The organism is Terrirubrum flagellatum, assembly GCF_022059845.1.
In the GTDB taxonomy this organism is placed as follows: Bacteria; Pseudomonadota; Alphaproteobacteria; order Rhizobiales; family Beijerinckiaceae; genus Terrirubrum; species Terrirubrum flagellatum.
On sequence record NZ_CP091851.1, the window covers coordinates 4338675 to 4361953 of the forward strand.

The window sequence follows — 23279 nt, forward strand, 5'->3', positions numbered from 1 at the left end:
GGAAGACCGCCGAACGACCGGCGCGTCGAACGGGAGAGCATGTGATGGCGCTCTACAGAAAGAACATCGGCGGCGGACAGCAAATCGCGAGGCTCGCGATGGGCGGCGCGGCTGCAGCCGCATCGCTCGTCTTCCTCGCATCGCCCCTCAATCTCGTCGGCGCTGCGGCCGGGCTCATCTTCGCGATCACCGGGCTCGTCGGCTACTGTCCGATGTGCGCCATCGCCGATAGCGGCGCGCGCAAGCGAGCCGAGAGATGACGAGCCACCTCCTCTCCGAATCCCTGTTCAACGCCGCTCGCCATGGCGAGCGCGAGGCGATCATGCGCGTGCTGGAAGTCGCGCAGCCCGACATCAGGCGCTATGCGCGCGCCGCCTGCCGCACATCGGCCGACGCGGAAGACGCCGCGCAGGAGGCGCTGTGGCTTCTGTTCCGGCGCGTCGGCGCCATCCGGTCGCTCGCGTCCTTTTCAAGCTGGCTGTTCACGGTCGTGCGCCGCGAATGTCTCAGACTGGCGCGTCGCGCCGGCTTGTTGCGCGGCGAACCGCTTGAAGAGCCTGATCTTGCGCCGGCGTCATCTTCGTCCAACGCCGATCTCCGGCTCGATCTTGCCGCGGCGATCGAGGCGCTGCCCGCGCATTATCGCGAGATCATCCTGATGCGCGACGTCAGGGAAATGACCATCGACGAAATCGCCGCGGCGCTCAACGCGACGCGGCAATCCACCAAGGCCCGCCTGCATCGCGCCCGCTCGCTGATGCGCGAATATCTCGCGAGATAATACATGACCGACTATCACGCCCGCAGCGATCCCGAACTCACGCCCGCTCTCATCGGCCTCGCTTGCCCACGGCTTGCTGGGACTGCGCCCCTCGACGAGGCGATGGCGTCTAGCTGAGGTCGCCGCGCGTGTGGCGCTTGAACAGCTTCGCGACGTCACGATAGACGGCGCGCTTGAATGGCACCACGAGGTCGACCGTCGCTTCAAGTTTTTCCCAGCGCCAGTGGGAAAATTCCGGCTTCTCGCCGCCGTCGGGCGTCTCGATATTGATTTCGCCTTCATCGCCGACGAAGCGGAATGCGATCCATTTCTGCGCCTGCCCGCGATAGCGGTTGCGCCATGATTTGCGCAGCATCGGTTTCGGCAGATCATAGGCCAGCCAACGCGGCGCTTCGGCAAGAAACTCGGCGCTGGCGACATTCGTCTCTTCGCGCAGCTCGCGCGCCGCCGCCTCGCGCGGCGTCTCGCCTTCATCAATGCCGCCCTGCGGCATCTGCCAGGCATATTTCTCGTCGGCCGCAAGCCCACGTCGCCGGCCGATGAACACATCGCCCTCGTGATTGAACAGCGCGATGCCGACGCAGGCGCGATAGTCCGCAAGCTCCGGGGGCAACAGACTCACCGTCCGCCGTCCTTTTTCCCTGTCGTGACGGCGTAACTGACTGGCACGAGAACGATTCCCTTCGCATCGAGCGCGCGGGCCCAGCGCGCGATGCGATCGATCGTCATCGGCAACGCGCTCGCCGCGCCGATGGCGACGCCCTTGTCGCGCGCCATAGTTTCCAGCTTCGCAAGCTCCTTGTCGATCGCATCGGCGCGCAAGACTGCGTCGATCACCGAATCCGCCCGCGCCGCAGGCGCCTTCAGACCCTGAGCCACGGAAACGATCTGTGAGCGGTTGGACGAGCCGTCATCGACAATCATCAGTCCGCGATTGGCCATTTCCTTCAGCATCGGCGCGAGCGGCGCGCCGTCCGCCGAGAATTTCGCGCCCATATAATTGACCACGCCGACATAGCCCTGGATGCGGCTCATCACCCATTGCAGCTTGTCGAGATTCTCCGCATCGGCGACGCCCGTGCGCAGCGTGTGCGGTCCGGGATCGTTGTCGGGATAATCGAACGGCTCCATCGGCGCCTGCATGAAGAGTTCGTGGCCCTCGGCGCGGGCGCGCTGCGTCTGACGGTCGAGCTCGCCGCCATAAGGCGCGAAGGCGAGCGACACCGCGCCCGGCAATTTCGCGATCGCATCACTGGTCGCCGTCTGGCTGACGCCGAGGCCGCCGACAAGGATGGCGATGCGCGGTTTGCCGGCGACAGAATCGGCTGCGACCGGCCGGGCGTAATATTGCGACGGGCGCGTCCCGTCTGCAGCGATCTTCGGCAAGGCCCCATGGCGGGATCGATCGAGCAGCTTCTTGTCGGGCGCGGCGATCGAAAGTTTCGCCGGCGGCGCGACCTGAATGATCACGGATTCCGGCGCGCCGACTCCGCCGCCGCGCACGACCGTGACGCCGGAGGAGTTCTCCATTTCCTGAGCGTTCATCCGCGGCTTGTCCGCGGGGCTGTCGATCGAAGGGTCGACCTTGACGGTAGCGGCGGGCGCGGAAGGCGCAGGCTTGTCCGACGTCCGACGGATTTCGGCGACATTCATACCTGGCGCGGCGCTACGGCCCAGCCAGATCTGCCCTGCGAACGTCGCCACCATCACGCCTGACAAAACGCCGGCGATCGTCCGCGCCGACACTGCGAAGCGCGGGCGCGCCGCCCGCTCGGGATGTCCCAGCGGCCTGCTCAGATCGTCGGAAGCAAGGTCAGTCACTGTTCCTGGCGCGCGGTTCAGGCCTCGAATCGATAGCCCCGGCGTCGAAGGACGCCAAAGCTACTCGATCCATTTATGGTAAATGGGCGGTTAACGGCCTTGGCGCCAGCCTCTCACGCGGGCGGCTTCCGCCATCGCCGGAGCGTTCTGAGGGACTCCCATATCCGATCCCTGCAATCGAGGAATCTGTCGTCGGCGCTCGCATTGCTGATCCCTTCGCAGATACACGAGCAATCGATCCCGGAAACGAAAACGCCGCCTGAGCGGCGGCGTTTCCTGAATTCCGAACGATCCCGACGAGATCAATTCTCCTTCGGCTTCTCAGGCGCGGGAGCGGCGCCCGGAGCGTCCTGCTTCGGCGGCGTCGCTTCGGCCTTCGGCGCGATCGGCTTGTCGATCTTTCCGCGCAGCAGGTCGGCGGCGTAGATGAGCTGTTTGTCCTTGCTCGCATCCGGTGGGATGTAGGAGGACGAACCCGACTTCTCCTCGCCCTGGCTGTTGCTCAGGTGGCCGCGCAGGCTCGATTCGCCCGGCAACGCATCCTTGCCCTTCAGCTCGTCGGGAACGTCCTGCTGAACAATGACGTCGGGCGCGATGCCCTTCGCCTGAATCGAGCGGCCCGATGGCGTGTAGTAGCGGGCCGTGGTCAGGCGCACCGCGCCAGCGGCGCCGATCGGGATGATCGTCTGCACCGATCCCTTGCCGAAGGAGCGCGTGCCGACGATTGTCGCGCGCTTGTGGTCCTGCAACGCGCCGGCGACGATCTCCGACGCCGAAGCCGAACCGCCATTGATCAGCACCACGAGCGGCTTGCCCTTGGTGAGATCGCCAGGCTTCGACTTCGCGTTGAAGCGCTGGGTCTCATCGGCGTTGCGGCCGCGGGTGGAGACGATCTCGCCGCGATCGAGGAACGCATTGGCGACCGAAATCGACTGGTCGAGCAAACCGCCGGGATTCTGACGCAGATCAACGACGAAACCCTTCAGCTTCTCCGCCGGGATCTCATTCATCGCCTTCTCGATTCCGCGGCGCACGCCGTCGAACGTCTGCTCGTTGAAGGTGCTGATGCGGATGACCGCGATATCGTCGTCGATGCGCGTGCGCACCGCCTGCACGGTGATGGTGTCGCGTTTCAACGTAACATCGAGCGGCTCTTTCCGGCCCTGACGCAGGATGCGAAGGGTGACGTCGGTGCCGACCGCGCCGCGCATCTTGTCGACCGCCTGATTGAGCGAGAGGCCCTGAACCTGCTCGTTGTCGATATGGGTGATCACATCGTTCGCCATGATGCCGGCCTTCGCGGCAGGCGTGTCGTCGATCGGCGAGACGACCTTGATGAAGCCTTCCTCCATCGTCACCTCGATGCCGAGGCCGCCGAACTTGCCTTGCGTCGACTGCTGCATGTCGCGATGCTGTTTCGCGTCGAGGAAGCTCGAATGCGGATCGAGCGAGGTGAGCATGCCGTTGATGGCGGCCTCGATCAGCTTCGCCTCATCGGGCTTCTCGACATAATCGGAGCGGATGCGCTCGAACACGTCGCCGAACAGCGAGAGCTGACGGTACGTTTCGGAGGAGGCCGCATTCGCCGCGGTGGACGACAGGAGCCAAGTCTGCGCGCCAAACGTTGCGGCTCCGGCGCCGAGCGCCGCGCCAACCATGAGATAAGCGATCTTGCGCATTATCCGCGAACCTTCCCGTTGTCCGCCCGCGCCCACCATGGGCTCGGATCTATCGATGCCCCGTCCTTACGAAATTCCACGTAAAGGACGGGCTGTTTGCCTTCTTCGGCGGAAGCCGCGCCACCCCCGGCGCCCATTGCGGCGATCGGCTCTCCCGCCAGCACGAATTGCCCAGGATCGACCGTGACCCTCTCCATGCCGGCAAGCACGATATAGTAGCCGCCGCCAGCATTGACGATCAAGAGTCTGCCGAAAGATCGGAACGGCCCGGCGAAAACAATCCATCCGTCGGAAGGCGCCGTCACGAGAGCTCCAGGCCGCGTCTCGATCGACTGGCCGCGGCTTGGCGCGCCGGTGTCGTCCGCGAGGCCGAAACCGCGGAGAATCGCGCCCTCAACTGGCTTCTGCAGCGTTCCACGAGCGTCAGCGAAGGCGATTTTAGGCGCAAGACGCGCCGGATCGCGCATGGCGAGCGATGCGAGGCGCCCTTGTTGTTCGCGCAGCCGCGCCTCTTCGGCGCGCCGCGCATCGTCGCTCTGACGCGCCTGCGCCAGCGTATCGCTCTCGATTTTTTGAAGCAGCTCGCGGAGCGTTCCCGCCTGCCGCGCAAGGTCGGCCGCCTTCCTGCTCTCCTCGCTCGCGCTCTGCTCGCGCGCCTTCAGCGTCGCCTGACGCGCGTCAACCAACGCCGACAAACGCACACGTTCCTTCGCCAGCCCCTCCACCTCGCCGGCGATGCGCGTCCGTTCAAGTGAGATGGCGTCCTTCAGACGCACGAGCTCGCCGAGGTCCTGCGCCAATTGCTGCGTTTCGGCGCGCAGATCGGGCAGCACGGCCCCGAGCGCGATCGAGGCGCGCACGGCTTCGAGAATATCCTCCGGCCTGACGAAGATCGCCGGCGGCGGCTTGCGGCCCATGCGCTGCAGCGCCGCCAAAACCTCGCCAATCAGGCCGCGACGCGCCTGTAGCGACTGCCGGATGGCCGCCTCGCTCGATTGCAGACCGCCAAGGCGCTGCTCGATCGCCGACATGCGCTGCTCGAAATCGCGCATCCTGTCGGCGGTCGCCATAAGATCGGTATTCAGCTTGGCGCGATCGCCGCGAATCGATTCGATGTCCTGGTCGAGGCGCTGGCGCTCGGTCGTGTTGTCGCGAATCGCCTGCTCGACAGCTTCGAGTTCGGCCTGCCGCTTGCGCTTTTCCGCAGTCGGATCAGACGCCGGCGCATCGGCGGCGACAGGCCCGCGCAGACCGGGTTCGCGCGGCTTCTCCTGCGCCGCGACGCGGAACACGCCCGACGCGCCAAGCGACGCGGCGAGGCAGGTCGCGGCGAGAAGAACCACAGGACGAAGACTCATGCGCCGCGATGATAGGGATGACCGGCGAGGATTGTCATCGCCCGATAGAGTTGCTCCGCGGCGAGAATGCGAACGATCTGGTGCGGAAAGGTGGCGGCCCCGAAGGACCAGATTGCGGCCGCCTTGCCGCGCATCTCTTCGGACAGGCCATCGGCGCCGCCGATGACGAAAGCGACGGCCTTGGTCCCGCCGTCCCGCTTCACGGCGAGCCAGCCTGCGATCGCTTCGCTCGACAGGACCGCGCCGCGTTCATCGAGACAGACGATCACTGATTCGCCGATCGCCTTCGCCAAGGAAACGCCCTCGGCGGCGCGACGATCCTCCGGGCGCGGCGCTCGCGACTCCGCGATCTCGGCCACGTCAGGACCGGAGAAGCCCAGCGCCCGCCCGGCGTCGGCGGCGCGCTTCACGTAACGCGCCACAAGCTCACGTTCGGGGCCGTCCTTCATACGGCCCACGACCGCTAGGTTGAGGCGCATGGAAGGGGGTCAGACCACCCGGCGTTCGCCCGGACGGTCTTCGCCCCACAATTTCTCAAGATTGTAGAAGGCGCGGACTTCCGGTCGGAACACATGAACGATCACGTCGCCCGCATCGATAAGCACCCAGTCGCAATGGGGCACGCCTTCGATGCGGAGATCCGTCCGGCCATGCGCCTTCAGCTCCTCCATCACCTTGTCGGCGATGGCGCTGACATGGCGGTTAGACCGCCCGGACGTGATGATCATGGCATCAGCGATGGATGATTTGGCCGTCAGGTCAATGATGACCGTCTCTTCGGCTTTCATTTCGGCGAGGCTGTCCATCACCAGCGTCGCGGAGTCTTCGGCGGCCCGCGCCTGAGCGCTTGCGGCCGGGTGAAGCGGACGAACCGCCGCTTCAAGAGAGGACATTGTGGTCAGGCTTAAACCCTCCAATCCATCCTTAGGAGCAAAGGCTGCGCTCCGATTCTTAACTTAGTGTGACTAGGCGCCCCATTTCAATGCACCCGGCTAAGGAACTCGCGCCCCGGCCTTCCGGAGCGCCGTGGAAGACAGGGAGGAGCGCCTTCCATGGAGGAACGTCCAAGCGGGGGGCCGGTTCCGGGGCAGGGTCGAGGCGGCGCTCTCCGGGACCCGCCAGCGTGAGAGGGCCAGCGCCGTCCGCGATCGCAGCGATTTCAAGCTGGATTTGGGGCGATCGATCACGGCGATCGGGATCGCCGAGGCGATCTGGCGCCAGCCTCCCCAGCGGCTGAACTGAATGAGATTGTCGGCCCCCATAAGCCAGACGAATTTCACCCCGGGCGCGCGACGCCTCAGCGCGGCGATCGTGTCGACCGTATAATGCGTGCCGAGCTCCTTCTCGACGCCGGTGACGACGATGCGCGGATCGCGCGTCAATGCGCGACAGGCCGCCATGCGCGCCTCCTGCGAGGGCAGGCCGTGATTATCCTTGAGCGGATTTCCTGGAGTCACCAGCCACCACACCGCGTCGAGTTTCAGGCGCTTCAACGCGGTGAGCGAGATCAGCACATGGGCTTCATGCGGCGGATTGAACGTGCCGCCGAGCAGCCCGATGCGTTGCCTGCGGCCATGCGGAGGCAATTTGGGCGGCGGACTCACTTCGGATATCGAACCTCTGCCGGGGCGCAGAATGTCGGCTTGATCACAAAAGAGCCTGGCAGTCCGTGCAGCCCCGTCACCCTAGAGGTTAGCGTGCGAAGATTCAGTCTCGACTGCTCACCATAACGCACGACCTGACAGGGAGCGCCGCGACCATCAAAGATGCATTGATCGACCTCGAAATCGCGAAAACCTTGCGACGACTTGCAGGTATACGCTTCCGCGTCCGAAACTCGCGCGCATAAATTCTCCTGCGTCCGATAGAGAAGACAGGTTCGTTCGAGAGGCTCCGCCGAGGCCGACGCCCCAACGATTGTCGCCGTCGCCATCGCAGCGCTCACAGCCCTGATCTGTGCCCACGACAACATGCGCGTTAGATCAGCCCCATTTCCTTAAGGCCTGATCTGCCCGCTTCCGCGCACGCGATATTTGAACGAGGTCAATTGCTCGACGCCAACGGGACCGCGCGCATGCATGCGGCCGGTGGCGATGCCGATCTCCGCGCCGAAGCCGAACTCTCCGCCGTCGGCGAACTGGGTCGACGCGTTATGGAGAACGATGGCGGAATCGACCTCGCTCAGAAACCGCTCCGCCGCAGCGGAATCTCGCGTCACGATCGAATCGGTGTGATGCGAGCCGAAGCTCTCGATATGGTCGATCGCAGCGCCGAGCCCATCGACGACGCGCACGGAGATGATCGCGTCGAGATATTCCGTGCGCCAGTCCTCTTCGCTCGCCGCCGTCACGCGCGCGTCGATTTTCTGCGTCGCTTCATCGCCGCGCACGGCGCAGCCGGCGTCCAGCAGCATCGCGACAAGCGGCTGAAGATGAGTCGCGGCGCAGGCGCGATCAACAAGCAAGGTCTCCGCTGATCCGCACACGCCGGTGCGCCTGAGCTTCGCGTTCAGCACGATCTCCTTCGCCATGGCGAGATCGGCGTCCGCATGGACAAAGACATGGCAGAGGCCTTCGAGATGGGCGAACACAGGCACACGCGCCTCCGACTGCACGCGCGCGACAAGGCTCTTGCCGCCGCGCGGCACAATCACGTCGATATTTCCGTCGAGCCCGGCCAGCATCTCGCCGACGGCGGCGCGATCACGCGTGGGAACAAGCTGGATCGCGGTCGCGGGCAGGCCGGCGCTCGCGAACCCCTCCGCCATGGCGGCGGCGATCTCGCTTGAGGTGCGGAAGCTCTCGGAGCCGGCGCGCAGGATCGCCGCATTGCCGGCCTTAAGGCAGAGAGCGCCGGCGTCCGCGGTCACGTTTGGCCGGCTCTCGAAGATGACGCCGATGACGCCGAGCGGCGTCGCCACGCGCTCGATCAGGAGGCCGTTGGGCCGCGTGAAGTTCGCAAGGACGCGCCCGACCGGATCGGGCAGCGATGCAATCTCGGCGACAGCGTCAGCGATCGCGGCGACGCGACCCTCATCCAAAACGAGACGATCGACGAAAGAGGCTGCCTGCCCCTTGGCGCGGGCATCGGCCACATCGAGCGCATTGGCCGCCAGAATGCGCTCCGAGCGGGCGCGGATCGCGGCCGCCATGGCCTGCAGCGCGGCGTTCTTCGCCTCGGCCGATGCGAGGCCGAGCGCCCGGGCGGCCTGTCTGGCCTGGCGCCCGATGCGGCGCATCACAGCGCCAAGATCAGCGTCGCCTTCCACCACACGCATCGCAGCGCCGCTCAAAGCCCATACTCCAGCAAGGGCACGCCGTTTACTCGCCGGCGAGCGCCATGTCATCCCGATGGATCATCTCGGCCCGGCCAGAATAGCCGAGGATAGCCTCGATGTCGCGCGAGGAGCGGCCGGCGATCAGCGTCGCGTCCGCGGCGTCATAAGCGACAAGGCCGCGGCCGACCTCATCGCCGCCGGGGCCCCGGATGGCGACCGCGTCGCCGCGCTCGAACGCGCCTTCAATGCGGGTCACGCCGGCCGGCAGGAGGCTCTTACCGCTGCGCAGCGCCCTCACGGCGCCGGCGTCGAGATGGACCGCGCCTCTCGGCTCCAGCGATCCGGCGATCCATTTCTTGCGCGAGGTCACGGGATTGGAGGGCGTGAGGAACCATGTGCAGCGCTCGCCGCCCGCGACAGCGGCAAGCGGATTGAGGCGTTTGCCATTGGCGATGAGCATGGCGCAGCCACCGGTGGTCGCCATCTTCGCCGCCTCGATCTTGGTGCGCATGCCGCCGCGCGACAGTTCCGACGCGGCGCCGCCCGCCATCGCTTCGATCTCCGCGGTGATGCGCGGCACCACGGGAATGAAGACGGCGTTCGGATCGCTCTGCGGCGGCGCCGTGAACAGCCCGTCGATGTCAGATAAAAGCACGAGCAGATCGGCGCCCATCATCGTGGCGACGCGCGCGGCAAGGCGATCATTGTCGCCATAGCGGATTTCTGAGGTTGCGACCGTATCGTTCTCGTTGATGACGGGCACCGCGCGCAATTCGAGCAGCTTGCCGACCGTGGCGCGCGCATTGAGATAGCGACGGCGCTCCTCGGTGTCGCTGAGCGTGAGCAGGATTTGACCTGCAGGAACGCTGTGGCCCGACAAGGCCTCCGCCCACAGCCGCGCAAGCGAGATCTGGCCGATCGCCGCCGCCGCCTGGCTTTCTTCCAGTTTCAGCGCTCCCGCAGGCAGATTCAGCACCGTGCGCCCAAGCGCGATGGCGCCCGACGACACCACGAGAATGTCGGCGCCGCGCGCATATTCACGCGCGAGATCATCAACGAGCGCCGCAAGCCATTCCGTCTTCGCGCCCTTCGCGCGATCGACCAGCAGCGAGGAGCCGACCTTCACGACGATGCGCCGGAAGTCGTGGAGGTGGGGAGCGGAGGTCATGAAAGCAACGCGGCGCGGATATCGGTTTGGTCAAAGTCTTTTCCCCTAAACAGGAGAGGCACATCCGCGACTTTCGCAACCGCATATGAGAGGCAGTCTCCGAAGTTCAATTTTGCGGGATGCCCTCGACCACGTCCGAACAGATCAAATGCAAGGCGCGATACGTCAAAGTGTGATCGCGTGAAAGCCACGACGGAAATTGTCGGAAGAGACAACGTCCGTTCGATGAAGATAACCGGATCGATATCGGGCTTCCCGCACAGGACCATATATATTTCCTGCAAGGTCGGCGCGCCGACGACGCAACGATGCGACGAGATCGTGTGCTCGAACTGCTCGAATCCCTCTTCTTCGATCGCGACCGAAACCAGCGCCGATGAATCGAGCGCAATCATTTCGGCAACCCGTTCTCGTCGTAGAGCCAGTCATGTTCGGAGGTCAGCCCAACAGGCGGCCGTTTGCCTCCCCACGCCTCGCGCCGCGCGTCCCGAAGGCGCGCCAGATTTTCGGTCGTCAGCTCCGGCGGCAATTCACCCGTCTCGACGCCGGTCTCCGTCGCAAGCTTCCGCAGTGCACGTAGAACGACCTCCTGCGTGGGAAGCTTGAGACGATGTGACAGAGCGCGAGCCGTCTCATACGCCTCGTCGCTGCGGATATTGAGCTGCTTCTGCCGGCTGCTAGCTTTCATGGGTCATGATGCTAGCACATAGGGCGCCGAGCGTCCGCGAACGGATCATGGCCGCCATTCCGACGTCTCGTCGCTCTCCACGGCAGCCTCTCTCGTCGGCGCCGGCGTCTCTTCCGCCCGCGCCCGTTCGATCACCACCATCAGGGCGCGCAGGACGTCATCGACGCCCTGACGCGCCGCCGAGGAGAGAATCATCGGCGTCTGCCCACAGGCGCGCTTCAAGCGTTGCTTCTGCTTCTTGAGATGTTCGGGATCAGCGATCTCGCATTTCGACAGCGCGACGATCTCCGGCTTCTCGATCAAGCCGCCGCCATAGGCTTCAAGCTCTGCCCGGACGATCTTGTAGTCCTTGCCGGCGTGCTCGCCCGTAGCGTCCACGAGATGGAGCAGGACGCGGCAGCGCTCGACATGGCCGAGGAAGCGGTCGCCGAGCCCAACTCCATCATGGGCGCCTTCGATCAGGCCGGGAATGTCGGCCAGCACAAATTCGCGGGCGTCGATGCGCACCACGCCGAGGCCGGGATGCAGGGTGGTGAAGGGGTAATCGGCGATCTTCGGCTTCGCCGCTGTGACGGTGGCAAGGAAAGTCGACTTGCCGGCGTTGGGAAGCCCGACGAGGCCGGCGTCGGCGATCAGCTTCAATCTGAGGATGATGGTCTTCTCGAGGCCCGGCAAACCGGGATTGGCGTGGCGCGGAGCGCGGTTGGTCGAGGTGGTGAAATGGAGATTGCCGAAGCCGCCGTTGCCGCCGCGCAGGAACACCTCGCGCTGGCCCGGCGCGGTGAAATCGGCGAGCAGCATCTCGCCGTCCTCGTCGAGGATCTGGGTGCCCGCCGGCACCTTGATCACGACGTCCGCGCCTTTGGCGCCGGCGCGCTGGCGGCCCATGCCGCCCTGGCCATTCTTCGCCTTGAAATGCTGCTGGTAGCGATAGTCGATGAGGGTATTCAGCCCCTCGGCGCATTCGATGATGACGTCGCCGCCGCGGCCGCCATCGCCGCCGTCGGGTCCGCCATATTCAATGAACTTCTCGCGCCGGAAGGAGACGCAGCCGTTTCCGCCGTCGCCCGCCTTCACATAGATTTTCGCCTGATCGAGGAATTTCATGGCGCGCTCTTAGAACTGACGAGGCGCGGGGACAACTTTCGCGGACGCCGTGCGGCGACGCACACGCCGTTATTAGCTCTTGACGTAACGAGATGGATGGCTGCAGCCTCGCCGGCATTTCCAATCTGCTTTTCAGAAACAGGCATTGTCGCATGGCCTCATTCGAGAAGATGCCGGCTTCGAGCTGGAACGTGATCTGCAAGAATGCGTCACGAACCTTCTGGTGGGTTTACACCTTCACTCCCAGCGGCGCCGGGACCACCGGGACGGTGACCTGGAAAGACGAGCATAACGGCCGGCACGGATCCGGAACGTGGGTCGCGCAGGGCGGTAAGCTCAAAACGCGCTGGAACGGATCGCAGACGACAGAGTCGTGGGACATTCCGATCGACACGGACAAATGGACCGGCTCATGCACGATGGACGGCGAAAAATACGATCTCAGCGCCAACGCGCGGAATTTCGGAACTGACGCCGGCGATACCGGCATTGGCACGCCTCCGGAGGGTCAGCTTGATCCGATGGCGTGCTGGGCCGCCTGCCTCGCCTGGTGGACGAAGGCGACGCCGGGCGTGACGACGCGAGATCAGCTCTCGATTCTCGGGTCAGGCTCCGGGAAATGGACCGCGAATGGCGGCATCACAAAACAAGCCTTCATGAGCTTTTTCCCCAGCCAGTCGGCGCTTCGCTCAGAGCGAATTCCGGCGGCGAAGCTTGAGGGCTATATCAAGGCGCGTCCGTTCCCGATGATCATCGGATTCGCGTCGGGCCCGCTCGGCGGCCATGTCAATGTGATCCATGGCCTCGACGAGGATAAAGGCGTGGTGAAGGTGATGGAGCCGTGGTTTCCCGATCCGGAAAAGAATTCCGCCTACAGCCGCGAGGATATCCCCGCCGATCAATCGGGAACGGTGACAACGCCGGTTTATTCAAAGAAGACCGACGGCTCGACTTTCAAATTCACCGGGCAGCATGTGACGCGGCCGATCAGCTATTACACGTCGCGGCCACTCGACGGCGAATTCGTCCTCGCCTATTCGTCGAGCCGAACGCCCGTCGTCGTGCCGTAGGCTTGCGCTGCGCGGATGCAAGCCGCTCGGCGCTTGAAATATAGCGAGCGCTTCACGCCGCTTTTCGTCCCGTGGGGCTGCGGCGTTGGGCTTCGAGCCTGAAGAATCTGACCTGCTCGTCCATGGCGGCGGCCTGCTGCTCCAGCATCTTGGCGGTGGCCGCGTTCTCCTCGACCAGCGCCGAGTTCTGCTGCGTCACCACATCCATCCGGCTCAGCGAGGCGTGAACCTGCTCGACCCCGCTCGCCTGCTCGGCGCTCGCATTCACGATCTCGGACACGATGTCCGCCACCTGACGGATCGAGCCGACGATCTCGCCCAGCGCCGAACCCGCCGAATTGACGAACTCGACCCCCTCCTTCACCCGACCCGAACTGTTCAGAATCAGATCCTTGATATCGCTCGCCGCCTGCGACGAACGCTGCGCGAGGCTTCTGACCTCGGACGCCACCACCGCAAAGCCCCGGCCCGCCTCGCCGGCTCTGGCGGCTTCGACCGCCGCATTGAGCGCGAGAAGGTTGGTCTGACGCGCGATCTCGTCAATCACCGTGATGATGTCGGCGATCTTGTGCGAACTCTCCTCGATCCGGCTCACCGCCTTCACCGCCTGCGACACCACCTCGCTGCCGCGATCGGCCACGCCCCGGGTCGCTCCTGCATATTTGTTCGCCTGCTCGGCGCTCTCGGCGTTCTTGCGCACGATCGCCGCGATCTTCTCAAGCGACGCCGCCGTCTTCTCGGGGACGCCGCCTGCTCTTCGGTGCGCAGCGACAGATCGGTCGTGCTGGTCGACAGCTCAGCCGAGGCGCTCGCCACCTCGCGCGTCGAGGTCACGATCGCCGTCACCGTCTCGCGCAGACGCGCGATGGCGACGTTGAAGTCGTCCTTCAGCTTCTGATATTCCGGCGCGCAGGCCTGATATCTCGACGCTCAGATCGCCTTCGGCCAGACGCGCCAGGCCATCGCCCAGCATCGCCACCACCTGCTCGACCTCGCGGGCTCCCGCTTCGCGCATCTGCTCGTTGCGGGCCCGCTCCTGTTCGTTGCGCGCCCGCTCCTCGCCGGCGGCGCGGCGCTGCTCGGCCGCCTGCTCCTCGATCCGCGCCTTCTCGATCGCCGCATCGCGGAAGCCGACCACGGCGCGCGCCACCGCGCCGATCTCGTCGGACCCGTTCGCGTCAATCTCGGCGTCCAGCCTGCCATCGGCGATCGCCTGCGTCGCGACCGACAGGCGGGCCAGACGCTTCACGATCTGCGGCCTGACGATGAACCAGGCGATCGCGCCCGCCGCCGCCACGCTCGCCAGACCGATCAGGATCAAGAGCAAACTACTTCCCGCGATCAGCGACTTGGCCGAACGCGTCGCATCGCTCGCAGCCGTCCGCGATCCCGTCACCACCCCGTCGATCTCGCCATAGAGGCTCCTCGCCGCATCGCCGGCCGCAGAAAGATTCGACGCCAGCGTCTTCCGGTTCGCAAAATCACGCTCACGCAACTTGAAAAGGCTGTTTTCTCCGAGACCAAAGGCGAGCAACGTTTCCACAGCCGTTCTCCGCTTCGGCTCCGGCGCCACGGCGTCCGCCGAACGCAGCGCCTTGGTCGCGCGACCCCAGACGGCGCGATATTGATCGAGCGCAGGCGCGAGCAGTTCCGCGCGATCGAGCACCAGCACCTGACGCAGCAGGCCTGCGGCCTGATGACCTTCGGCAATCAGCGTCATCCCTGCGCCATAGGCGGCAAGATCATGATCGCCGAGCTTCTTAAGCGTCTCCTTCATCTTGTCGACCTGGCTCGCATCGATCGCCGACGATACATCCTCCAAACCGATCATCAGATTGAAACGCGCATCGTCGACGCCGGCGATCAGCGCCTGGCTGAATCCATCGATCGCTTTGGTCAGCTCATCCGAGCGTTTCACTTTCTCAGCTTCAATGGCGATGCGCGCCTTCGCCGCATCATCGGCCTTGCGAATCTCCGCGCTCAAGCGATCGATCATCGCGTCGAACTGGGCGCGATCAATCGCGCCCCGATTCGCAAGTTCGTCGACGATCGAGCGCATGCGCTGATCCGACTCGCCGAGCTTCGCAATGATCGCCGCCCGCTCCTGCTCGGATGCGACGTCAGCCAGCTTCGGCGCCTGCGCGACCGCGGCGCCAGCCTGCTGCGCAAGATCGCGCGACAGTTCGACGATGGGATAGCGCTCGTCGACGAGACTCTGGATGGTGCGGTCGACGCGGGTGAAGGAGAAGGATGCGATCGCCGACGCGGCGATGGTCAGCGCCACCACGCCGCCGATCGCCACATAAATCCGCGCGCCGACTCCAGATCGCGCAAGCTGAAACAAGCGACGCATTCCGCCCCTCTTCGTTAGCGCGCGATCAGGCGATCGCGGTCAGCGGCTTGAATTTTCCATCCGCGCCGATGGCTGTCAGAAAGACGGCGTTCGAACCCTGATTGTTGTTCGGGCCGAAATTCAGCGTGAATCCGCCGAGATCGTAAGAGCCGTTCGACAGCTTCTCCATCAAGGCCGCGCGCGTCGGCTCGCCATCGATCTTCTGCAGTGCGGCGATGACCGTGCGGCCGACGATATAGCCTTCGAGCGACACGAAGCCCGGCTGCGCATCCGGCTTCGACGCCTTCAAAGCCTTATGGAACGCGGCGACGACGGGGATCGACGCATCGGCCGGGAACGGCACGACTTGCGTCACCAGCACACCATCGCCGTTCGCGCCCAGTTCGTGGGCCAGAGCGTCGCTGCCGACAAAGGAGATGTTGATGAAAATCGGGCCGAACTTGATCTGGCGCGAGAGCTTGATGAATTCCGCGCAGGGCTTGTAGGGGCCGATCAAAATGACGGCCTCGGGCTCGGCCTTGCGAATTTCGAGCAGCGCGCTGCGAACGGCGACGGTGTTGCGCTCGAAGGAGGCTTCCGCGACCAGCTTCATGCTGCGCTTGTCCATGGCGCGACGCGCGCCGGCGAGGCCCGCCTGCCCGAAGGCGTCGTCCTGATAGAGGATCGCGATCTTGGCCGCGCCCTTATCCTTGACGAGGCGCTCGACCATCACCTCGGTTTCCTGAAAGTAGGAGGCCCTGATATTCACGACGAGCGGCTGATAGGGATTGCGCAACGCTTCGGTGCCCGTGAAGGGGCCGATGAAAGGCGCGCCGGCCTCTTTCACGATCGGCAGCGCAGCCATCGAAGTTGGCGTTCCCACAGGGCCGACAAGGGCGAAAACGCCCTGCGCCAGAAGCGCTTTCGTCGCCTCGATTGATTTCGCGGGCTCGTAGCCATCGTCCTGGGTGACGAGCTCGATCTTGCGGCCCTTGACGCCGGCGGCTGCGTTCGCTTCCGCGAAGGCCGCGAGAATGCCGTCGCGCATGCCAAGACCAAGCGCGCTTGCCGGGCCTTCAAACACGGCCGCCTGGCCGAATGTGATCTTGTCGGCGGCGACGCCGGTTTCAGCAAACGCGGCGCGCGGCAAAGCCGTCATCGCGCCAACCGTCGCAACGCCTTTGATAAAATCGCGCTTGCCAATCATCGGATATCTCCGTCGCAGGCCTCCGCCCGGCGCATGCGCCGGCCGGATCTAAATTGCGCGAAATGCGACGGCGCCTAATTGCGTCCAGTTCTCCCGAGCGCCAAAGACGCATTCTCGCTCATCAGGCAGGACAACGGAGAAAAGCGAATAAAGCGCTAACGGATTTGTAAAATACACACAACGCGTGCGTTATTCGTTAGGGAAGGCGACGCAAAAGCGATCGATGCGCTCCCGCGGCGTCAGCAATCTTGTGCTGTTTACGATGGGGATTGGCGCCAAGGCGGCGTTACTCACCGCCAGTCGCTCTCTTCACGCCGCTTTTCGTCCCGTGGGGCTGCGGCGTTGGGCTTCGAGCCTGAAGAATCTGACCTGCTCGTCCATGGCGGCGGCCTGCTGCTCCAGCATCTTGGCGGTGGCCGCGTTCTCCTCGACCAGCGCCGAGTTCTGCTGCGTCACCACATCCATCCGGCTCAGCGAGGCGTGAACCTGCTCGACCCCGCTCGCCTGCTCGGCGCTCGCATTCACGATCTCGGACACGATGTCCGCCACCTGACGGATCGAGCCGACGATCTCGCCCAGCGCCGAACCCGCCGAATTGACGAACTCGACCCCCTCCTTCACCCGACCCGAACTGTTCAGAATCAGATCCTTGATATCGCTCGCCGCCTGCGACGAACGCTGCGCGAGGCTTCTGACCTCGGACGCCACCACCGCAAAGCCCCGGCCCGCCTCGCCGGCTCTGGCGGCTTCGACCGCCGCATTGAGCGCGAGAAGGTTGGTCTGACGCGCGATCTCGTCAATCACCGTGATGATGTCGGCGATCTTGTGCGAACTCTCCTCGATCCGGCTCACCGCCTTCACCGCCTGCGACACCACCTCGCTGCCGCGATCGGCCACGCCCCGGGTCGCTCCTGCATATTTGTTCGCCTGCTCGGCGCTCTCGGCGTTCTTGCGCACGATCGCCGCGATCTTCTCAAGCGACGCCGCCGTCTTCTCCAGGGACGCCGCCTGCTCTTCGGTGCGCAGCGACAGATCGGTCGTGCTGGTCGACAGCTCAGCCGAGGCGCTCGCCACCTCGCGCGTCGAGGTCACGATCGCCGTCACCGTCTCGCGCAGACGCGCGATGGCGACGTTGAAGTCGTCCTTCAGCTTCTGATATTCCGGCGCGCAGGCGCCTGATATCTCGACGCTCAGATCGCCTTCGGCCAGACGCGCCAGGCCATCGCCCAGCATCGCCACCACCTGCTCGACCTCGCGGGCTCCCGCTTCGCGCATCTGCTCGTTGCGGGCCCGCTCCTGTTCGTTGCGCGCCCGCTCCTCGCCGGCGGCGCGGCGCTGCTCGGCCGCCTGCTCCTCGATCCGCGCCTTCTCGATCGCCGCATCGCGGAAGCCGACCACGGCGCGCGCCACCGCGCCGATCTCGTCGGACCCGTTCGCGTCAATCTCGGCGTCCAGCCTGCCATCGGCGATCGCCTGCGTCGCGACCGACAGGCGGGCCAGACGCTTCACGATCTGCGGCCTGACGATGAACCAGGCGATCGCGCCCGCCGCCGCCACGCTCGCCAGACCGATCAGGATCAAGAGCAAACTACTTCCCGCGATCAGCGACTTGGCCGAACGCGTCGCATCGCTCGCAGCCGTCCGCGATCCCGTCACCACCCCGTCGATCTCGCCATAGAGGCTCCTCGCCGCATCGCCGGCCGCAGAAAGATTCGACGCCAGCGTCTTCCGGTTCGCAAAATCCCGCTCACGCAACTTGAATAGGCTGTCGTCGCCAAGGCCGAACGCCGCAAGCGTCGTGGTGATGGTCTTGCGCTTCGGAAAAGGCCTGGCCTTGTCAGCTTCTTCAAGAGATTTCGTGAGCTCGCCATAGCTCAGGCGAAACTGGAATTCCGCCGGCACGAGAAGATCGGCGCGATCGAGCACCAGCGCTTCACGCAACAGCCCATACATGTTGCGGCCTTCCGCCAACATATTGAGCCCGGCGCCGTAGCCGGCGAGATCGCGATTGGAGAGAGACTGCAGCGTCGTGCGGACGTCGTCGGTCTGCTTGTCCATCGCGGCTGCGATGGCGTCGTCGAGACCCATCGTCAGAGCGAATTTCGCCTCCGTGACGTCGGCCGAGAGTTCGAGGGAGAAGAGATCTCCAGCCTTCTTCAGCGCGACTGCGCGGGCTGTCTTTTCCGCCTCGATGGCGATGCGCGTTTTGGTCGCCGCATCCGCCTTCTGGATCTCGGCGCTCAACCGACTGATCATCGCGTCGAACTGCCCGCGATTGATCGCGCCACGACTTGCGAGTTCGTCAACGATCTCGCGCATGCGCTTGTCAGACTCGGCGAGTCGGGCCGTCAGGGCGGCCCGCTCCTGATCGTTCGCGACATCGGCGAGTTTCGGCGCCAGCGCGACCGCAGCAGCCGCCTGCTGCGCGAGATCGCGCGACAGTTCGACAATGGGGTAACGCTCGTCGACAAGACTCTGGATGGTGCGGTCGACGCGGGTGAAGGAGAAGGACGCGATCATCGACGCGGCGATGGTCAGCGCCACCACGCCGCCGATCGCCACGTAAATCCGCGCGCCGACTCCAGATCGCGCAAGCTGAAACAAGCGACGCATTCCCCAACCCCTCTTACGTCTCACTTCTCCCGGCGACCGCAGGCTTGCGGCGCAAAACAAGCGCCCGCCTTCAGCGGCGGGCGTCGATTTTCGGAAGCGGCCAGCCAGACGACTGGGCGGCGCGCCGCGAGGGCGCTGTACGCTTTCCGCGCATCTCACTCTGAAATTGCAAAGATTCGGCTAACGGAGCAGTAACCAAGCTGGCAGCGAGCGCGCTTCGGCGCTGTTTTCCCGACGGGTTTGACCGGCCGGCGAAACCAAGTCACCAAAGCATCCATCCAGCTTCTCGCGACAACCTCCGGAGACTCATGAGCAACAGCTATGACGTGATCGTCGCAGGCGTCGGCGGCATGGGTTCGGCGGCGTGCTGGCATCTCGCCCAACGCGGCAAACGTGTGCTTGGTCTGGAGCGTTTCGATCTCGGCCACGGCATGGGCTCGTCGCATGGGCTGACGCGGATCATCCGCCTCGCCTATTTCGAGGGCGCGCAATATGTGCCGTTGCTCAAGCGCGCCCATCAGCTCTGGAAAGAGACGGGCGACCGCGCCAACCTTCAGCTTCTCTACGTGACCGGCTCGGTCGACTTGGCGCCGGAAGGCGCGGGCTTCGTCGAAAGCTCACGCGCCTCCTGCGTCGAGCATGATCTGACGCATGAGGTCCTCGATGCGAAAGAACTCGCCAAGCGCTTTCCCGCTTTCACGCTGACGCCTGAGCATCGCGGCCTCTGGCAGCCCGACGGCGGCTTTGTCGCATCGGAGCGCGCCATCTTCGCTCATGCCGGGCTCGCCATGGCGCATGGCGCGGAAATTCGCACGAACGAACCGATGATCTCATGGCGTCCGACCGCCCAAGGGGGCGTCGAAGTGACGACGGAGCGCGGGACCTACAGCGCGGGACAACTCGTCCTGTCCGCCGGCGCATGGAACCCCGAACTCGCGAACGCCCTGCAACCCCATGCGCAGGTGGTGAAGCAGACCATCGGATGGTTCGCGACGACGAAGCCCGCATTATTTTCGCCCGACAGATTTCCCGTCTTCATCCTCACCGTCGATGAAGGGAATTTTTATGGATTCCCATTGTGGGAGCATCCCGGCTTCAAACTTGGCGGGCCGCATTTCGCGCGCGAGCCGTTCGACCCTGATACGCCCGCGCGCATCGTCAACCCAAGGCAGGTCGAGGCGATTCAGGATTGCCTGAGACGCTATATCCCCGACGCGGCCGGCGCGCCTCTGACAACGCGCGCCTGCATGTACACGGTGACGCCGGACGAACATTTCGTCATCGACCGGCTGCCCGGCGCCGAGCAGGTCGTCTTGCTTTCATGCTGTTCGGGCCATGGCTTCAAATTCGCGAGCGTGATCGGCGAGATCGCGGCGGATCTCGCCACGAAAGGCGAGACGCCGTTCGATCTCTCGCCGTTCAAGCTCGATCGCTTCAAAAAGGCGGCGTGAGCGGATTCGCAATCAGATAAACAATCCCGCCCAGATCTGACGACGCCGCCACGCTTCGCGGCCAAGCAGCGTTTCGATATGGCCGACGCGCCGTCCATGCGGGTTGGAATCAATCATGGATTCGCCGACCTGCACGAAGCCCATCTTCTTCTGGATGCGAAGCGACGCGGCGTTGCCGTCGATGACGCCCGACATGAGAAAGAGATCGTCGCGCGTCGAGAAGAAGAAGTTCAGCATCGCCTCGACGGCTTCGCTCATCACGCCGCGCCCCCAATAGTCCTGGCCAAGCCAGTAGCCGATGTGCCAGGCGCCGCGACGCTGATCGAGGCCGATGACCCCGACCGCGCGGCCTTCAAAGATGATTGCGGCGGTCGCTTCGGAGCCGTCTTCGTTGGCGCGGCCCGCGCGCACGAAAAACGCTTCCATGTCCTCGCGACGCGCCGGCCAACTGGGCCGACCCAACCAGCGCACCACCTCCCAATTGTTAAGCAGCGGAAAAAGGCCGGCGGCGTGGGTCAACGCCACCGGCTCAAGTCGCAGACGTTCGGTCGACAGTTCCGTCAGCCTCATCCAGCCGCTTCCATCTCCCTGATGAAGCCGGCTGGCGGCTTCAGCCCAATGATCGGCAGGCCATAGGCGCCCCATGCCTTGAGCCCTTCCCAGGTCCGGCGATCGAGCCGGAACAGGTCGCACGGGAATGCGCCGCCGCGCGCCGGCGCGGCCCTCAGAGCCGAGCCTTCATGGCGGAAGCCGCACTTCTCCAGCACGCGGCGCGAGGCCGGATTGATCACCCGCGCCGAGGCGCTGATCTCCGGCTGGTCAGTGAGGGTGAACACCGCATCGATCACCGACCGCGCCGCCTCGGTGATAAAGCCGGAGCCTGAATGGTCGGAGCCGAGCCAGAAGGCGATTTCGACGCCCCTCGCCGCCGTCTGCCGCGCGCCGATCATGCCGATCAACGCGCCAGGCTTCGGCTTCAGCGTGATGGCAAGCGAAAGCGCATCGCCGAGAGCGTTCCCCTTCCTGGCATGGAAGACATATTCCTCCGCCGCCCCGTCGGGATAGGGATGGGGAATATTCGCCGTCATCTCCGCCACGTTTTTGTCGCCCGCGAGACGCTGGATGGCCGCGGCGTCGGAAACGCGCGGCCAGCGCAGCCAGAGCCGCGCGGTCTCGAGGGTGAAAACGTCGTCACGGCACAATTCCGGGAACATCGTTCCGCTCCAGGTTGGGAAGCCGACGGACGCCGGCGCCCTGAAACGACAAAGGGGAGGTGGGTTGTCCCACCTCCCCTGTTCGTTTCCCGGAGGAATGGCCTTTTGGAGGCCTTCTCGGGGAGCTTCCGGGTCCGGTGGGACCGGCGGGAGCTCCCTTTGTCGGATTTGCTCTCGCCGGGTTACTCTGCGGCCTCGACGGCCGGGATAATGGATACGATCGTTCGACCAAGTTTCTGGCCGAACTGAACGCGGCCATTAGCTTTGGCGAAGAGGGTATGGTCGACGCCCATGCCGACATTGGCGCCGGGATGGACCTTGGTGCCTCGCTGACGCACGATGATATTGCCGGCGACGACGACTTCGTTGCCGAAACGCTTCACGCCGAGGCGCTTTGAGTTGGAGTCGCGGCCGTTACGCGACGAGCCGCCTGCTTTTTTGTGAGCCATGGGTTGAACCCCGAATTCCGATTCCGTCTCTAACCTAGTTCGCGACGTTCACCAACCCCGCGAACCTGATTTGGCGAAGATCACCAATCCTCGCCTGATTTCTGCTCGGCCTGATCGACCTTGGCGCGCGGCGGCTTGCCCGCCAGCAGCTCCCTGGCCTGCTCCGGCCATTCGTCGCGCTTGGCGCGGCCGCCGAGCTTCAGCTCCGCGTCCCACTTGGCGACGTCCTCGTCGGTCCAGGCGGCGATCTGCTCCCAGCTCGTCACGCCCGCGGCGCGGAGCTTCTTCTCGATCGTCGGGCCGATGCCGGCGATGAGAGAAAGGTTCGAGCTGTCGCGCCCGCCTGCCGCAGCGGCGGCGGCCACGCCGACCGGCTGGGTTGCGGCCGGAGCCGCGCTCGCCTTCTTGCCCGACGGCTTCGCGCCCCCGGTCAGGATCTCGGTGATGCGCACGATGGTCAGGTCCTGGCGGTGACCCTTCTTGCGCTTGGAGTTCTGGCGGCGGCGCTTCTTGAAGTTGATGACCTTCGCGCCTCGGCCCTGCTCGAGGATCTCGCCGGCGACCGTCGCGCCCGTCACGAAGGGGGCGCCGATCTCGGTTCCGCCGTCGCGGCCAAGCATAATGACGTTGTCGAAGGAGACGACGTCTCCTGCTGCGCCCGGCAGCTTTTCGACGGTGATCTTGTCTTCGGCGGCGACGCGATACTGCTTCCCGCCGGTCTTGATGACTGCGAACATCGTTGTGTTCCCGTTTCCGTGCGGGAGGTCGAGGCCTGATAGGACCCCGCGACCCGCTTCTTGCCAGTCGGTTGACCGTGAAGGGCGACCCCTGAGGGCCGCCCGGCTCGTGCCGTCACTGCGCCGGCAGGCGCCTCAAAACGGCAAGGCGCGGGGTTTCCGCGCCTGCGCGAGCCCCGTACACAAGGGCCGGGCCAAAGTCAACGAAGGCGCAGAAGGCCAGTCGGCGCCCAAATTCGTGTCAGCCATGGCTCTCTGAACGGGCTGCTGCAGCGGAGGCCCTAGACGAACGTTCAAAGAAATGGCTCAATGCAACTGATTATTTTA

The 23279-nt window shown here is 64.9% G+C and carries 24 protein-coding genes; 4 read left to right on the forward strand and 20 right to left on the reverse strand.

Features of this window, described 5'->3' with window-relative positions:
* Window positions 1–44: 44 nt before the first annotated feature.
* Together L8F45_RS20860 and L8F45_RS20865 are read left to right on the forward strand one after the other, a co-directional pair.
* A complete protein-coding gene (locus L8F45_RS20860) occupies window positions 45–260 on the forward strand; it encodes a YgaP family membrane protein (RefSeq protein WP_342359769.1) in 216 nt (71 codons plus the stop codon).
* Window positions 257–781 (forward strand): RNA polymerase sigma factor, encoded by a 525-nt coding sequence (locus tag L8F45_RS20865; protein WP_342359770.1) that lies wholly within the window; start codon window positions 257–259, stop codon window positions 779–781. Before L8F45_RS20860 ends, L8F45_RS20865 begins: the two co-directional genes overlap by 4 nt.
* 109 nt (window positions 782–890) lie before the next feature.
* On the opposite strand, the gene L8F45_RS20870 is transcribed toward L8F45_RS20865, so the two are convergent.
* The 12 genes from L8F45_RS20870 to obgE all read right to left on the reverse strand — a co-directional run bounded on the left by L8F45_RS20870 (window position 891) and on the right by obgE (window position 11879).
* Window positions 891–1397, reverse strand: coding sequence for an RNA pyrophosphohydrolase (locus L8F45_RS20870; protein WP_342363523.1), 507 nt, complete (start codon window positions 1395–1397; stop codon window positions 891–893).
* A 2-nt stretch (window positions 1398–1399) separates the two neighbouring features.
* On the reverse strand, window positions 1400–2602 hold the full coding sequence (locus L8F45_RS20875) for a divergent polysaccharide deacetylase family protein (RefSeq protein ID WP_342359771.1): 1203 nt from the start codon (window positions 2600–2602) through the stop codon (window positions 1400–1402).
* Window positions 2603–2904: 302 nt separating this feature from the next.
* Window positions 2905–4281, reverse strand: coding sequence for a S41 family peptidase (locus L8F45_RS20880; protein WP_342359772.1), 1377 nt, complete (start codon window positions 4279–4281; stop codon window positions 2905–2907).
* The gene (locus L8F45_RS20885; RefSeq protein ID WP_342359773.1) at window positions 4281–5639 is read right to left on the reverse strand and encodes a murein hydrolase activator EnvC family protein; all 1359 of its coding nucleotides are present in this window, start codon (window positions 5637–5639) and stop codon (window positions 4281–4283) included. Before L8F45_RS20885 ends, L8F45_RS20880 begins: the two co-directional genes overlap by 1 nt.
* Entirely contained in the window at window positions 5636–6118 is a 483-nt protein-coding gene (gene rlmH, locus L8F45_RS20890) for a 23S rRNA (pseudouridine(1915)-N(3))-methyltransferase RlmH (RefSeq protein ID WP_342359774.1), read from the reverse strand. Before rlmH ends, L8F45_RS20885 begins: the two co-directional genes overlap by 4 nt.
* Window positions 6119–6127: 9 nt before the next feature.
* Window positions 6128–6445 (reverse strand): ribosome silencing factor, encoded by a 318-nt coding sequence (gene rsfS / locus L8F45_RS20895; RefSeq protein WP_342359775.1) that lies wholly within the window; start codon window positions 6443–6445, stop codon window positions 6128–6130.
* 186 nt (window positions 6446–6631) lie between these two features.
* A complete protein-coding gene (locus L8F45_RS20900; RefSeq protein ID WP_342359776.1) occupies window positions 6632–7243 on the reverse strand; it encodes a nicotinate-nucleotide adenylyltransferase in 612 nt (203 codons plus the stop codon).
* 392 nt (window positions 7244–7635) lie between these two features.
* A complete protein-coding gene (locus tag L8F45_RS20905) occupies window positions 7636–8916 on the reverse strand; it encodes a glutamate-5-semialdehyde dehydrogenase (protein WP_342363524.1) in 1281 nt (426 codons plus the stop codon).
* A gap of 43 nt (window positions 8917–8959) precedes the next feature.
* Window positions 8960–10084, reverse strand: coding sequence for a glutamate 5-kinase (proB, locus tag L8F45_RS20910; RefSeq protein ID WP_342359777.1), 1125 nt, complete (start codon window positions 10082–10084; stop codon window positions 8960–8962).
* Window positions 10081–10479 (reverse strand): type II toxin-antitoxin system VapC family toxin, encoded by a 399-nt coding sequence (locus L8F45_RS20915; RefSeq protein ID WP_342359778.1) that lies wholly within the window; start codon window positions 10477–10479, stop codon window positions 10081–10083. Before L8F45_RS20915 ends, proB begins: the two co-directional genes overlap by 4 nt.
* Complete coding sequence (locus tag L8F45_RS20920; RefSeq protein ID WP_342359779.1) at window positions 10476–10772, reverse strand: type II toxin-antitoxin system VapB family antitoxin; 297 nt, start codon at window positions 10770–10772, stop codon at window positions 10476–10478. Before L8F45_RS20920 ends, L8F45_RS20915 begins: the two co-directional genes overlap by 4 nt.
* Before the next feature lie 45 nt (window positions 10773–10817).
* Window positions 10818–11879, reverse strand: a complete 1062-nt coding sequence (obgE, locus tag L8F45_RS20925) for a GTPase ObgE (RefSeq protein WP_342359780.1) — start codon at window positions 11877–11879, stop codon at window positions 10818–10820.
* Between the two features lie 152 nt (window positions 11880–12031).
* Here obgE and L8F45_RS20930 point away from each other — a divergent pair, with 152 nt between their 5' ends.
* Window positions 12032–12949, forward strand: coding sequence for a papain-like cysteine protease family protein (locus tag L8F45_RS20930; RefSeq protein ID WP_342359781.1), 918 nt, complete (start codon window positions 12032–12034; stop codon window positions 12947–12949).
* Between the two features lie 52 nt (window positions 12950–13001).
* Here L8F45_RS20930 and L8F45_RS20935 read toward each other — a convergent pair whose 3' ends face one another.
* From L8F45_RS20935 to L8F45_RS20950, 4 genes are all read right to left on the reverse strand, one after another.
* A complete protein-coding gene (locus L8F45_RS20935) occupies window positions 13002–13649 on the reverse strand; it encodes a methyl-accepting chemotaxis protein (protein ID WP_342359782.1) in 648 nt (215 codons plus the stop codon).
* A 96-nt stretch (window positions 13650–13745) separates the two neighbouring features.
* Entirely contained in the window at window positions 13746–15302 is a 1557-nt protein-coding gene (locus L8F45_RS20940; protein WP_342359783.1) for a HAMP domain-containing protein, read from the reverse strand.
* A gap of 25 nt (window positions 15303–15327) precedes the next feature.
* Entirely contained in the window at window positions 15328–16488 is a 1161-nt protein-coding gene (locus L8F45_RS20945; RefSeq protein ID WP_342359784.1) for an ABC transporter substrate-binding protein, read from the reverse strand.
* Between the two features lie 309 nt (window positions 16489–16797).
* Window positions 16798–19101 (reverse strand): methyl-accepting chemotaxis protein, encoded by a 2304-nt coding sequence (locus tag L8F45_RS20950; protein ID WP_342359785.1) that lies wholly within the window; start codon window positions 19099–19101, stop codon window positions 16798–16800.
* A gap of 308 nt (window positions 19102–19409) precedes the next feature.
* On the opposite strand from L8F45_RS20950, the gene solA reads away from it, so the two are divergent.
* Window positions 19410–20552, forward strand: coding sequence for an N-methyl-L-tryptophan oxidase (gene solA, locus L8F45_RS20955; RefSeq protein WP_342359786.1), 1143 nt, complete (start codon window positions 19410–19412; stop codon window positions 20550–20552).
* A gap of 12 nt (window positions 20553–20564) precedes the next feature.
* On the opposite strand, the gene L8F45_RS20960 is transcribed toward solA, so the two are convergent.
* The 4 genes from L8F45_RS20960 to rplU form a co-directional block, all read right to left on the reverse strand.
* Entirely contained in the window at window positions 20565–21122 is a 558-nt protein-coding gene (locus L8F45_RS20960; RefSeq protein WP_342359787.1) for a GNAT family N-acetyltransferase, read from the reverse strand.
* Complete coding sequence (locus tag L8F45_RS20965) at window positions 21119–21766, reverse strand: GNAT family N-acetyltransferase (RefSeq protein WP_342359788.1); 648 nt, start codon at window positions 21764–21766, stop codon at window positions 21119–21121. Before L8F45_RS20965 ends, L8F45_RS20960 begins: the two co-directional genes overlap by 4 nt.
* Window positions 21767–21948: 182 nt before the next feature.
* Window positions 21949–22215 (reverse strand): 50S ribosomal protein L27, encoded by a 267-nt coding sequence (gene rpmA, locus L8F45_RS20970; RefSeq protein ID WP_342359789.1) that lies wholly within the window; start codon window positions 22213–22215, stop codon window positions 21949–21951.
* A gap of 80 nt (window positions 22216–22295) precedes the next feature.
* Complete coding sequence (rplU, locus tag L8F45_RS20975) at window positions 22296–22952, reverse strand: 50S ribosomal protein L21 (RefSeq protein ID WP_342359790.1); 657 nt, start codon at window positions 22950–22952, stop codon at window positions 22296–22298.
* Window positions 22953–23279: the final 327 nt, after the last annotated feature.